Annotated in this window: 12 protein-coding genes; 6 read left to right on the top strand and 6 right to left on the bottom strand. The window is 67.0% G+C overall.

From position 1 onward, the window contains the following. Positions 1-53: 53 nt before the first annotated feature. Complete coding sequence (locus C7H84_RS19525) at positions 54-665, bottom strand: septal ring lytic transglycosylase RlpA family protein (RefSeq protein WP_121860320.1); 612 nt, start codon at positions 663-665, stop codon at positions 54-56. Positions 666-1,324: 659 nt separating this feature from the next. On the opposite strand from C7H84_RS19525, the gene C7H84_RS19515 reads away from it, so the two are divergent. From C7H84_RS19515 to C7H84_RS19505, 3 genes are all read left to right on the top strand, one after another. Beyond that, positions 1,325-1,969 carry an MBL fold metallo-hydrolase gene (locus tag C7H84_RS19515; RefSeq protein WP_121860318.1) on the top strand — a complete coding sequence of 215 codons (645 nt, stop codon included), beginning with the start codon at positions 1,325-1,327 and terminating at the stop codon, positions 1,967-1,969. Beyond that, positions 1,966-2,625, top strand: coding sequence for an exonuclease (locus tag C7H84_RS19510; protein WP_121860317.1), 660 nt, complete (start codon positions 1,966-1,968; stop codon positions 2,623-2,625). The genes C7H84_RS19515 and C7H84_RS19510 overlap by 4 nt, the downstream gene beginning before the upstream one ends. A 79-nt stretch (positions 2,626-2,704) precedes the next feature. Continuing rightward, entirely contained in the window at positions 2,705-3,175 is a 471-nt protein-coding gene (locus C7H84_RS19505; RefSeq protein ID WP_011882933.1) for an Lrp/AsnC family transcriptional regulator, read from the top strand. A gap of 69 nt (positions 3,176-3,244) precedes the next feature. Here the strand turns inward: C7H84_RS19505 and C7H84_RS19500 are convergent, their stop codons facing one another. From C7H84_RS19500 to C7H84_RS19490, 3 genes are all read right to left on the bottom strand, one after another. Next, the gene (locus C7H84_RS19500) at positions 3,245-4,402 is read right to left on the bottom strand and encodes a cation diffusion facilitator family transporter (RefSeq protein WP_121860316.1); all 1,158 of its coding nucleotides are present in this window, start codon (positions 4,400-4,402) and stop codon (positions 3,245-3,247) included. A 236-nt stretch (positions 4,403-4,638) separates the two neighbouring features. After that, positions 4,639-4,932, bottom strand: a complete 294-nt coding sequence (locus C7H84_RS19495; protein ID WP_121860315.1) for an H-NS histone family protein — start codon at positions 4,930-4,932, stop codon at positions 4,639-4,641. A 355-nt stretch (positions 4,933-5,287) separates the two neighbouring features. Beyond that, positions 5,288-5,947 carry a pyridoxamine 5'-phosphate oxidase family protein gene (locus C7H84_RS19490; protein ID WP_121860314.1) on the bottom strand — a complete coding sequence of 220 codons (660 nt, stop codon included), beginning with the start codon at positions 5,945-5,947 and terminating at the stop codon, positions 5,288-5,290. A 296-nt stretch (positions 5,948-6,243) separates the two neighbouring features. Between C7H84_RS19490 and C7H84_RS19485 the strand changes: the two genes are divergently transcribed. Beyond that, complete coding sequence (locus C7H84_RS19485; protein ID WP_121860313.1) at positions 6,244-7,458, top strand: MFS transporter; 1,215 nt, start codon at positions 6,244-6,246, stop codon at positions 7,456-7,458. Positions 7,459-7,557: 99 nt separating this feature from the next. Here the strand turns inward: C7H84_RS19485 and C7H84_RS19480 are convergent, their stop codons facing one another. Beyond that, complete coding sequence (locus tag C7H84_RS19480; RefSeq protein WP_121860312.1) at positions 7,558-8,700, bottom strand: branched-chain amino acid ABC transporter substrate-binding protein; 1,143 nt, start codon at positions 8,698-8,700, stop codon at positions 7,558-7,560. A 429-nt stretch (positions 8,701-9,129) separates the two neighbouring features. Continuing rightward, positions 9,130-10,212, bottom strand: a complete 1,083-nt coding sequence (locus C7H84_RS19475; protein WP_121860311.1) for a nitronate monooxygenase — start codon at positions 10,210-10,212, stop codon at positions 9,130-9,132. 277 nt (positions 10,213-10,489) lie between these two features. Here C7H84_RS19475 and C7H84_RS19470 point away from each other — a divergent pair, with 277 nt between their 5' ends. Together C7H84_RS19470 and C7H84_RS19465 are read left to right on the top strand one after the other, a co-directional pair. Continuing rightward, on the top strand, positions 10,490-11,182 hold the full coding sequence (locus C7H84_RS19470; protein ID WP_121860310.1) for a dienelactone hydrolase family protein: 693 nt from the start codon (positions 10,490-10,492) through the stop codon (positions 11,180-11,182). 81 nt (positions 11,183-11,263) lie between these two features. Continuing rightward, a complete protein-coding gene (locus C7H84_RS19465) occupies positions 11,264-12,742 on the top strand; it encodes an amidase family protein (RefSeq protein ID WP_121860309.1) in 1,479 nt (492 codons plus the stop codon). The last annotated feature ends 89 nt before the right edge of the window (positions 12,743-12,831 follow it).

The following is a 12,831-nucleotide window of genomic DNA, read 5'->3' as shown; positions in this document are numbered from 1 at the left end:
TTTTTGCATCGCGCGGACGAACCGCCGCGTTGCTCCGCTACTACGTTACTGCGTTACTTCGACGACAGCGACGCGAGCATCTCGTCGCGTGCGTCGCGCGCTTCCTGCGGCGTCAGCCCTTCGATCTTCACGCGGCCCGTGCCGGCATGCACGAGGCCGATGATCTTCGCCGCCGCATACGACAGGTCGAGCACGCGGCCGCGCTTGTACGGCCCGCGATCGTTGACCTTCACGACGACCCACTTGCCGGTCGACGGATTCGTCACCTTGATGTACGACGACAGCGGCAGCGTGCGATGCGCGGCGGTGAGCGCGTTCATGTTGAAGCGCTCGCCGTTCGCGGTGCGGTGGCCGTGGAAGCCTTTGCCGTACCACGATGCGCGGCCCGTCTGACGGAAGTCGGACACGTCCTTGCCGTCGATCGGCTCGGCGTCCGCCAGCGACGACTGCTTCGCGTCCTTGCTGTCGGCAGCCGGCATCGATGCCAGCGCGGAATCGAAATTCAGTTGCTGCTTGTCGTCATCCGCTTTCGCGGCCGCGGCCGTCTTGTTGACCGCGTTCTTCTGGTTGGCGCTGCTGGTGGTCTGGCTGGATGGCACCGCACAGCCCGTCAGCGCAAAAAATAATGCAATGGTCCCGAATCGAGTCGGAAATCGAAAGTTCATCGACGTGTCGCCTTCTGGTTCGGGCCGCACCGATACAACGCTGCACAACAACGCAGATATGCGGCCCGGACGGCAAATGCGTGCACGCCCCGCTCGGAGCGCGAGCAGGCGGCTAGCATGGGCGCGGCTTTCGTCTGTGCCGCAACCGTCCTGATTAGTTTTCACGTCTGGCGCAACCTGTCCCCGGCAGCCTGACCAGACCCCTCGTGCCGCCATCGAACATGGCAATCACGTTCGCGCGCGTCGCGTACAGCCAACGCACAGGAACGGCGGCACAGGCCTCATCCGGCGGCGCGGCAGCAGGGCCGCAGACGGGCGCGCAGCACCCGGCCGGACAAGACGTGAGCACCGAATGTTCGGTGCTTGGATACACCGCCGGACTCCCCGGCGGTCGATGCTTGACGGTGATTCCGAGCCCTCATTTAACGGGGCCGAAACACCAGCGAATTGCGTGAAATTCACGCGCAATGGGGCGCATTATACATAAATCAAAACGTTGTCTCGAAAAGCGCCCCCGGCGGACCATTGATTCTCTCTATGGCGGTAACAATCGGGATGCTCCGGGATTGCCCGCACGCGCACGCCCGGCGCTGCGTCGCAGGGCCGGCAGGCAGCGCGCGCGACCGGTACAATCGCTCCTTTTAGCCGCCGGTGCCTCCATGAAAGTCACGCTCATTCCGGTCACGCCGTTCCAGCAGAACTGCTCGCTGCTCGTCTGCGAAAAGACCGGCCGCGCCGCCGTCGTCGATCCGGGCGGCGACATCGAACGGATCGAACAGGAGATCGCGCGGCAGAACGTGCAGGTCGAGAAGGTGCTGCTCACGCACGGACACGTCGACCACTGCGCGGGTGCGAAGGCGCTCGCGACGCACTACGGCGTACCGATCGTCGGGCCGCAGGAAGACGAGCGCTTCTGGATCGAGCAGTTGCCGATGCAGAGCCAGCGCTTCGGCTTCCCGGCCGCCGAAACGTTCGAGCCGGACCACTGGCTGAACGACGGCGACACCGTGCAGTTCGGCGACGAGACGCTCGAGGTCTATCACTGCCCGGGCCACACGCCCGGCCACGTGGTGTTCTTCAGCCGCGCGCATCGCGTCGCGATCGTCGGCGACGTGCTGTTCGCCGGCTCGATCGGCCGCACCGATTTCCCGCGCGGCAACCATGCGGACCTCGTGCGTTCGATCAAGGAAAAGCTGTGGCCGCTCGGCGACGACGTGACGTTCGTGCCGGGCCACGGCCCGGTGTCGACCTTCGGCGACGAGCGCCGCACGAACCCGTTCGTGAGCGACAAGGTGTTCGGATGAACCAGACCGCTATCCCGGAAATCTACGTCAGCACCGACGTCGAGGCCGACGGCCCGATCCCCGGCCCGCACTCGATGCTGAGCTTCGCGTCGGCCGCCTACACCGAGGACAAGCAACTGATCGCGACGTTCTCGGCGAACCTCGAGACGCTGCCCGGCGCCCACGCGCACCCGGTGCAGGAAGCGTGGTGGAAAACCGAGCCGGCAGCATGGGCCGCGTGCCGGCGCGATCTGCAGGCGCCCGAGGCCGCGCTCGTCGCGTACGTCGAATGGGTCGAGGCGCTGCCCGGCAAGCCGGTGTTCGTCGCGATGCCGGCCGGCTTCGATTTCACGTTCATGTTCTGGTACATGATGCGCTTCGCGGGCCGCTGCCCGTTCTCGTGGTCGGCGCTCGACATCAAGACGCTCGCGTTCGCGATGACGGGCCTGCCGTACCGCAAGGCGATCAAGCCGCGCTTTCCGAAGCACTGGTTCGACGACCATCCGCACACCCACGTCGCGCTCGACGACGCGATCGAGCAAGGCGCGCTGTTCTGCAACATGCTCGCCGACCTGCGTCGTCAGCAAGCGGCGCTCGCGGGCCTCGCGGTGGCCGACACCGACCGGTCGGAACAGGCAGGGGCGGGACAAAACCCCACGGATCCGCGCGCAAATTAGCGAATCTCGCTCACCGGAACGCTGCCAGATTGCCTTTCCTTTCCCGGCACTCTAACATTCAGCGTGTTGTAGCTGCCGCATGGAGGCGCAGGTGACGCTCGATTCCTTTTCGCAAAAAATCCTTCGCCTGTTGCAGCTCGACGCGCGCCGTTCCGTACAGGAAATTTCCGACCAGGTCGGCCTGTCGAGCACGCCGTGCTGGCGCCGCATCAAGGACATGGAACAGTCCGGCGTGATCCAGCGCTACACCGCGCTGCTCGATCGCGAGAAGCTCGGCCTGCACGTGTGCGCGCTCGCGCACGTGCACCTGACCCGCCACAACGAAGGCGGCGTCGAACAGTTCGAGCGCGAGATCTCGACCTGCCCGGAAGTCACCGAGTGCTACAGCACGACGGGCGAAGCCGATTACATCCTCAAGATCGTCGCACCCGACATCAAGGCCTACGACGTGTTCCTGCATGAACGGATCTTCAAGATCCCGGCCGTGTCGCAGGTGCGCACGAGCGTCGTGCTGCGCGAAATCAAGTTCGACACGCAGCTGCCGTTGTAACGCGCGCGCTGCGTTCGTCCGCCTGACGCGCGCGCCGCGTTCGTCCGCCGCGCGCTTGCGCCTGCGTGGTCACGCCTGCGCGGGCAGCCCGCGCGTGAAGCCGATCCTACGCGCGCCGAACTGCCGCTTCAGCGCATCGACATCGAGCCGGCCGGCCAGCGCCGCGTCGGGTTCACCCGCGCCGGCGTCAAGCGTCACGTCGATCTCGAGCCCCGTGCTCAGGTAGTGCAGGTTGATCGCGGCCGGATGCAGCCCGCGCTGCGCGAGCGCGGCCTCGAGCCGCGTTTCGATCTCGGCACGCGGCGGCAGCGCCAGCGCCGGACGGCGCGCCGCGTCGTTCTCCGGATCGACGTGGATCAGCGCGTCGAGCACGCGCGGGTCGCGCAGCACGCTCGCCCGCGCGGTTTCCGCGATGTAGTGCCCTTCGGACACGGAGATCATCGGGTCGACGATGATGTGCGCGTCGACGAGCGCCGCGTCGCCCATCTTGCGGGTACGCAGGTCGTGCACGTCGCGCACGCCCGGCGTCGCCGCGAGCAGCGCGCGGATCTCGGCCGACGCGGTGGTGTCGAGCGCGCGGTCCGACAGATCCTGCAGCGCGTCATAGCCGAACGTCCAGCCCATGCGCGCGACCATGAACCCGACGATCGCGGCGGCGATCGGGTCGAGCAGCCGCACGCCGGCGAGACTGCCGACGATGCCGATCGCGACGACGAGCGACGATGCGGCGTCCGAGCGCGCATGCCATGCGTTCGCCACGAGCATCGCCGAACGCACGCGCCGCGCCTCGCGCAGCATGTAGCGGAACAGCGCCTCCTTCGACACGAGCACGGTCAGCGCGACGATCAGCGCGGAAAAATGGATGGCCGGGATGTTCTCGAGGTTCACGAGACGGTTGCCGGCGCGCCAGAGCATCCCGATGCCGACCGCGATCAGGATCGCGCCGAGAAACAGCGACGCGACGGTCTCGTAGCGACTGTGTCCGTAATTGTGATCGGCGTCCGGCGACGCACCACTATGGCGATTCGCAACCAGTACGACAAAATCCGAGATCAAATCGGAAATCGAATGGACGCCGTCGGCAATCAATGCCTGAGAATGCGCAACGACGCCCACTGCGATCTGAAACGTCGCAAGCACGACATTCAGCACAATACTGACCAGGGTGCTCTTGCGCGCGACCGCGTGCTTATCCGCGCTTTGCGCGTCGCCGGAAAACGTGGACATGAAATACGAGATATCGGTTGGGATACGGAATTCTACCAAACGATGCCCGCAGGGCATTCCGATAACCCCAAATTTTCCCTTTAAATCAACCGCTTATGCGAACGGGTTGCATTACCATTCACACCCGTTCCTGACATTTTCATGACAACGAGCATACATTCCGATGCCCAAATACAAAAAAGCCGCGCTCTCTACGGATACGCGGCTCTTTTTGAGACAACGACTTAAACAATCGTTTAAATCGCAAACTGTTCGCGGTCCTTGCCCGCGATCCAGCGCGGCGGCTTGCCGCGGCCCGACCACGTCGCGCCCGTTTCCGGATCGCGATACTTGGCTGCCACGCCTGCGCGCGGGCGGCCAACCTTGCCTGCCTTCGCGCGGCTGAGACCGAGTTCGGCGAGCGAAAAACCGTAGTCGGAAATTTTCTGCTTCACGTCATTCAGCACTTCGGCGTATTCGCGCGACTTCGCTTCTTCGATTTGCTTCTCCAGCTTCTCCCGCTGGGCCAGCAGGTCCTTGTAAGAAGACATAGTTTCCCTTTCTATATGACCAATGGGGCCGATCTGGAGCCGGCTCACCATTCATGGAATTTTTGTGCCTCGGATTTTCGAAGGCAGAGATTAGCACAAAAAAGATTTGATACAAGTGCGATTCACGAAAATCCCGAGACCAATCGTAATTCATACCCGTCATTTTGACCGGCCGCGGCCTTTTCTCAAATTTTTACGTGCTTGCATAGAGATTAGGACATTACCGATCCGGTAATAGGTCTATCAATATACGCAATTACCCTGCATGCGAAAAAATCGAAGCTTTCATCAGGCGACAGGTTTGTGAATATCGCATGCCGATGGCGGCTAAACAGACAACGCAATATCCGCGACGTCACGCCACATCCCGCGCGCATGCCAGCAACCGGTCGCGCAGCGCGCGGGCGTCGCCCGGAATCGGGTCGAACGGCGTGCGCACGCGGCGGCCGTCGCAGCGCCAGTCGGCGCCGTGGCGGTCGACGCCCAGGAGGTCGAGCCCGGCCCGGCGCGCGGCGCTCGTGTCGTACGCGGCCCACAACGCCCGTTCGTCGTCGAAGCCGAGCGGCGGCAGCGCGGCGAGCCCGCTGCCATCCACCCAGCCCATGCGGCCGAATCCGCCGATATAGCGCAACCGTTCGATCTCGAGCGCCCAGAACGTGAAATCGCCGAGCGCGAGATAGCGCGCGGCGTCCGGTTCATAGCGCGTGTAGCGCGCGGCGACATGCGGATCGTCGCCGAGCGGCACGAAGCGTCCGAGCAGCGTCGCGCGCTCGGCGTTCAGCACGTCGCCATCGGGCGCATCGACGACGAGGAAGCCCGCGCGCGGATCGGCAACGAGGTTGCGCGTGTGCTCGGCGAGGCCGCTCACGAGAATCACGGGCCGATGGTTCGCATCCGGCGCAAACGGCACGACGGTCGGATACGGAAAACCTTGCGGCTCGCGCGCGTGGGTCGCGAGCGTGCCGAGCGCGCAACGGTGCAGCAGATGAAGGGCAACGGCGGGTTCGATGTTCACGGAGACTCCTGCGGTCGGAAGGCCTGGGCGGCAACAGCGGCAACAACGCCAACATCGCCAACAACGGCGACGGTGCGCATCATGAAGGCGCACCGGGTATGCCGCCTGCGCATCGATGTTACCCGCGGCGGCGGTCCGCCGCGCATCGGCCGGATGGCCGACGCAGCCCGCGCCGTGCCCGACGCCCGCGGTCGGCCGAACGGCCGGCGTGCCGACAAGACCGAAAGCGGTTCGATAGAATCAGACAAATCCAGCAGGCGCGACGCGCCCGCGCATCGTCCATTCAAGAGCATTCCGTGTCCGAATCTTCAGCCCGATCTTCATCCGACTTCGCCGCACCGCCCGACGCGCATCGCGTGCTCGCGTTGCCGGTCCGCCAGCGCGCCCGCACGGCGACGATGGCGCTGTTCTTCGTCGCCGGCATGATGTACGCGTCGTGGGGTGTGCATGTACCGACCGTGCGCGACAAGTTCGCGCTGAGCCCGGGGCTGCTGTCGATCGCGCTGTTCGCGGTCGCCGGCGGCTCGATCGCCGCGATGCTGACGATCGCGCGCTGGATCGCGCGCGTCGGCTCGCGCACCGCATGCCTCGCCGGCGGGCTCACGATGTCCGCGTGCGCGGCGCTGATCCTCGTCGTGCCCGACTACTGGATGCTGCTCGTCGTGCTCGCGCTGTTCGGCTTCTCGATGGCCACGCTCGACGTCGCGATGAATGCCGAGGCGAGCGCGGTCGAGCTTGCGCTCGGCAAGCCGATCATGTCGTCGCTGCACGGGATGTTCAGCATCGGCGGGATGGCGGGCGCGGCGGTCGGCGGTGCGCTGCTGTCGGCCGGCATGGCGCCGGCCGTGCACCTCGCGCTCGCGGCGGCCATCAACGCGGTGGTGCTGCTGGTCGCGAGCCCGGCCGTGCTGCCGCACGTCCCGCATCACGAACACGCGCACGGCGGCGGCAATCGCTGGCGCTCGGCCGCGCTGTGGATGCTCGGCGGCATCGCGTTGATCGCGCTGATCGCCGAAGGCGCGATGTACGACTGGGCGACGGTCTACATGCGCGACGTCGTCGCGGCGAGCCCCGCGCTCGCGAGCGCCGCGTACGCGGCGTTCTCCGGCGGGATGGCGATCGCGCGTTTCGCGGGCGACGCGGTGCGCGCGCGCTTCGGCGCGCCGCAGCTCGTGTTCGCGAGCGCGTCGCTTGCGTGCGCCGGGATGATCGGCGCGCTGCTGTTGCCGAACGCGATCGCGGTGCTGACCGGCTTCACGCTGATGGGCCTCGGCCTCGCGAACATGATGCCGGTGCTGTTCGCGGCGGCCGCGCGCGTGAAAGGCATCCACGCGGCCGAAGGGCTCGCGCACGTGGCCGGGCTCGCGTATTTCGGACTGCTGTTCGGTCCGGTCGTGATCGGCGCCGTGGCGCAGACCGCGAACCTGACGGTCGGCCTGTCGGTCGTCGCGCTGTGCGCGGCGCTCGTCGCCGTCGTCGCGCCGAAGGTGCTCACGCGCCTGAAGATCTGACCGCGCGGCGGGTACGCCGCCGCTGCACGACGGCCAAAAAGAAAGCGCGCCTGCGTTGCCGCAGGCGCGCTTTCACCCCTCTGTCGACCGCTTGTCAGCTTACATCTTCACTTCGTCGAGCAGCGTCTTCTTGCCGCTCTTGTAGTTGTACAGCGAGATCACGCCGTGCTGCAGGTCGCCCTTCGAGTCGAAGGTCGTCGTGCCGATCACGCCCGTGTACTTCGTCGCCGGCATCGCCGAGAGGATCTTCGCCGGGTCCGTCGAGTTCGAGCGCTTCATCGCGTCGGCGATGATGTACACGGCGTCATACGTGAACGGTGCGTAGATCTGGATCGGCTGGCCGAAGCGCTTCTCGTACTTCGCCTTGAATGCTGCGCCGCCCGGCATCTTCTCGAGCGAAGCGCCGGCTTCCGAGCACACGACGTTGTCGGTCGCGTCGCCGGCCAGGTCAGCCAGCTTCTCCGTGCACACGCCGTCGCCCGCGAGGATCTTCGCGCGCAGGCCGAGCTGCTTCGCCTGTTTCGCGAACGGGCCGCCGGTGGCGTCCATGCCGCCGTACATGATCGCGTCCGGGTTCTCGCCCTTGATCTTGGTCAGAATCGCGCGGAAGTCGACCGCCTTGTCGTTGGTCGCGTCGTGCGAGACCACCTTCAGGCCGAGCGCCTTCGCCTTCTTCTCGAACTCGTTCGCGAGACCCTGGCCGTAAGCGGTCGAATCGTCGACCACCGCGACGCTCTTGATGCCCTTCGAATGCGCGTAGTCGGCGAGTGCCGGGCCCTGCTGCGCATCGGTCGCGACCACGCGGTACGTGGTCTTGAAGCCCTGCTGCGTGTAAGCCGGGTTGGTCGCCGACGGCGAGATCTGCACGATGCCCGAATCGCTGTAGATCTTCGATGCCGGGATCGACGTGCCCGAGTTCAGGTGGCCGACCACTGCGACGACCTTGTCGTCGACGAGCTTCTGCGCGACTTGCGTGGCCTGACGGGGGTCGGCCGCGTCATCCTGCGGGTCCAGTTGCAGCGTGATTTTCTGCCCGCCGACCGTGAGACCCTTGGCGTTGATCTCTTCGACCGCGAGACGCGCGCCGTTTTCGTTGTCCTTGCCCAGGTGTGCAATGCCGCCCGTCAAGGGCGCGACGTGGCCGATCTTGACGACTTGATCGGCGGCCGCGTTGCTTGCAGCTGCAACGCACAGCATCGCCGCGGCGGTGATCGGCAACAGCTTTTGCATCTTGATATTCATGTAAGTCTCCAGTTTCGGTCCCAATAAAACGCCATCGCCCGGTGCCCCGCTGCCATCCCTGTGTTTGCATTCACTGGACGATTCGCCGGATGCATCGTTCATGCACTTGGCCTCAAGCACGTGGGGAAACGACCGCTTTTAGCAGCCGCCCGCCCGTACTTGCGCGCAAGTGTAGGTGATCAAATTAATTTGTGGGACTTTTTTGGGGTAGTGGTAACACTACCGATACCGGTGCGTTGGAAAGACGCCTCGAATATCGCTGCGAGGCCCGCCGAATAAGGGTTTCCGCTAACCACGGAAGCCTGCGTGGAAGGTTGATTTAAAGCATTCCCGCGTCATTTCGATTCGGTATTTTGTGCGCGTGATCATTGAATGAAACAATGAAACGCGCGTGACAACACGCGCGTTTCCCGCTCCGCCACGAAGCGGTCACGCGGCCGCGGCGCGCCATTCGGCGTCGAGCGCGTCGACGAGTTGCGATGTCGTCAGCGCGGCGTCGCGCCGGCGCGCGAGCGGCGCGCCCTGCCCTGCCCACAGCGACAGGTAGTCGCCGTCGTTCGCGCGCGCGGCCGCCTGGCGCAGCGGCTGGGTCAGCGCGTTCTGCACCGGATACGGCGCGGCATCGGCCACGCGCTCGCCGAGCCGCGCCATCAACGTGTTGCGCAACCCGCGCGCATGGCGCCCGGTGATTGCACGCGTCACCTGTGTCGACGTATCAGTGCTCGCGAAGAGCCGCGCCTTCCAGTCCGCCGCGATCCCGCTTTCCGCGCAGGTCAGGAACGCGGTGCCGAGTTGTGCGCCCTGCGCGCCAAGCGCCAGCGCGGCGGCGATCCCGCGGCCGTCCATGATGCCGCCCGCGGCGAGCACGGGCAGCCCGGTCGCGTCGACGAGCTGCGGCACCAGCGCGAGCGTGCCGACCAGCGCGTCGTCGGCCGAGCCGATGAAGGTGCCGCGATGGCCGCCGGCTTCGGCGCCTTGTGCGGAAATCGCGTCGGCGCCTGCCGCCTGCCACGCGAGCCCTTCGGCGACGTGCGTCGCGGTGCCGATCACATAGGTACCGGCGGCATGCAGGCGCGCGACGTCGGCCGCGTCGAGCACGCCGAACGTGAAGCTCGCGACCGGCACGCGCAGCGCGACGAGCGCATCGAGCTGCGCGCGGAAGTCGGGCGCATAGCGCGCGGGCGCGGTGCCGGGCGGCAGCCCGAGCGCCGCGTTCAACGGATCGATCGCGGCGAGCGCGCGCGCGACGGTCGCCGCGTCGGGCGCGGCTTCATCGGGCAGCACGAACAGGTTCACGGCAAACGGGCGCTCGGTTGCCGCGCGAATCGCGGCGACTTCGGTTGCGATGCGATCCGGCGCGAACGCGCCGGCGCCGAGGCTGCCGAGCGCGCCGGCATTGGACGCGGCGGCGACCATCGCGGCCGTGGTCGCCCCGACCATCGGCGCCTGCACGAGCGGCAGGCGCAGGCCGAAGCGTTCGGAAAACGGAGTGGAAAAGGCACGGGCGGACATGGCGAATCCTTCGGTGACGATGCGCGAAAGCGCTTTGTAAAGGCCGACACATCGACTCTATCGAAGCGGCACGCCGCCGAAAAATGAATAATCGAGATCAAAACGATCGCTGCGCGAGAAGCAGGCGCGGCACGCGGGTTCCCCGCAACTGCGCGCCTCCGCGCACCGCGGACGCCGCCCCGCGCCCGCTGCAGCCCCACGGGATTGGTGGCACACTAGGCCGCCCCTTTTTCCACTCGCGGCGCGTGTCGCGCGCCCGTTCGCCAGGAGTTCCAACGTGACTGCCCAATGGATCGACATCCCGACCGGTAACGACAGCTTCGGCGGCTATCTCGCGCTGCCCAAGCGCGGCAAGGGCCCTGCCGTCATCATCATCCAGGAAATCTTCGGCGTGAACTCGCACATCCGCGCGGTTGCCGACCAGTACGCGGCCGACGGCTTCGTCGCGCTCGCGCCGGACGTGTTCTGGCGCACGCAGCCGCGCGTCGAGCTGACCTACGAAGGCGCCGATCGCGACAAGGGCATCGAGCTGATGAAGAAGACCGACATCGGCCTCGCGGTCGCGGACATCGGCGCGGCCGCCGATGCGCTGCGCGCCCGCCCCGAAGTCGCCGGCAAGCTCGCCGCGATCGGCTACTGCTTCGGCGGCCAGCTCGCCTACCGCGCGGCCGCGGCCGGCAAGATCGATGCGGCGGTCGCCTATTACGGCGGCGGCATCCAGAATGCGCTCGATATCGCCGGCAAGGTCACGCAGCCGATCCTGTTCCACTACGCTGAGAACGACCACGGCATTCCGCCCGACGCCGTCGAGCAGGTGAAGGCCGCGTTCGCGGGCCGCGACAACGCGTCGTTCCATGTGTACCCGGGCGCCGAGCACGGCTTCAACTGCACGGACCGCGCGTCGTATCACCAGCGCGCGGCGGCGCTCGCGCACGGCCGCACGCTGACGTTCCTCGCCGAGCACCTCTAAATACAGCCCGTGGCGGGCCCGGCGCGCCGGGCCCGCGTTATTCTCCCTTCATCGCCACAGGTCACAACGGGGGTGACAGCGATGCACTCGGACTATCTCGCGCATGACGCGCTCGGCCTCGCCACGCTCGTGCGCGAACGCAAGGTCAGCCCGCGCGAACTGCTCGACGCCGCGATCGGCCAGGCCGAAGCGGTGAACGGCGCGATCAACGCGATCGTGCTGCAGGACTACGATGCCGCGCGCAAGCGCACGGAGTCCGCTGGCGACACCGCCACCGACGCGCCGTTCGCCGGCGTCCCGTATCTCGTCAAGGATCTCGGCGCGGCGGTCGCCGGGCTGCCGCTGTCGATGGGCAGCCGCCACTACCGCTACTTCGTTCCCGCCGACGATTCGCCGGTGATCGCGCGCAGCCGTGCAGCCGGGCTCAACGTGTTCGGCAAGACCAACACGTCGGAAATCGGCCAGATGCCGTACACCGAACCCGAGTTGTTCGGCGCGTGCCGCAATCCGTGGAATCTCGATCACACGCCCGGCGGTTCGAGCGGCGGTGCGGCCGCGGCCGTCGCCGCCGGCATCGTGCCGCTCGCGCATGCGTCCGACGGCGGCGGCTCGATCCGGATCCCGGCGTCGTGCTGCGGGCTGTTCGGGCTGAAGCCGAGCCGCAACCCGCTGCTGGTCGACCTGCCGTCGAACGGCGAGCTGGTGGTCCAGCATGCGGTGTCGCGCAGCGTGCGCGACAGCGCGCTGCTGCTCGACGTGACGACCGGCCAGACGCTGCCGCCAGGCGCGCCCGGCACCTTTCTCGGCGAACTCGACGCGCCGCCGGGCCCGCTGCGGATCGGCCTCGTCGTCGACCCGATGCTCGCACCGGCGCTCGACGACGACACGCGCGCGGCGCTCGACGACGCGGCCGCGCTCCTCGAATCGCTCGGTCATCACGTCGAACCGGCGACGCTGCACATCGACTACGCGCGCGCGGCCGAAACCTTTCTCACGCTGTGGGCGACGATCGCCGAGGAGATGGTGCTCGGCGCGCGCGCGCTGACCGGGCGCACACCGAAACGTGCGGAATTCGAGCCGGCGACGTGGGCGATGGCGGTGGTCGGCAAGCGGGTCGCCCGCGCCCGCCTGCCGGACGTGCTCGAATGGCAGCGCCAGCTCACCGTGCAGGTCGCGGGCCTCGTGTCGCGCTACGACGCGATCCTGTGCGCGACGCTCGCGGGGCCGCCGGTGAAGATCGGCGAGTTGCAGCCGACGCCGCTCGAAGCCGCGCAGATGAAGCTGCTTGGCGCGCTGCCGGTGAAGCCGCTGCTGCGGGAAATGCTCGCGAAGGCGTCCGAGAAGGCGTTCGCGTGGGCCGGCTGCACCGAGCTGTTCAACCTGACGGGCCAGCCGGCGATGTCGGTGCCGCTTTACTGGAACGCGCGCGGACTGCCGATCGGCGTGCAGTTCGTCGCGCGCCACGCCGACGATGCGTTGCTGCTGAAACTCGCGCGCCAGCTCGAACAGGCGCGGCCGTGGTTCGATCGACGGCCGCCGCTGATGCAGGCGCAGCGCTGAGCGCCGCCGCATTGCATCGCATCGCGCAGCACCGCATCGCGTCGAAAAAAAGCCCCGCCGGCACAAAACCGGCGGGGCTTTTTGCTGGC

The organism is Burkholderia sp. Nafp2/4-1b (assembly GCF_003635165.1).
Lineage (GTDB): Bacteria > Pseudomonadota > Gammaproteobacteria > Burkholderiales > Burkholderiaceae > Burkholderia.
This window is presented reverse-complemented; position numbering and strand designations above follow the sequence as displayed.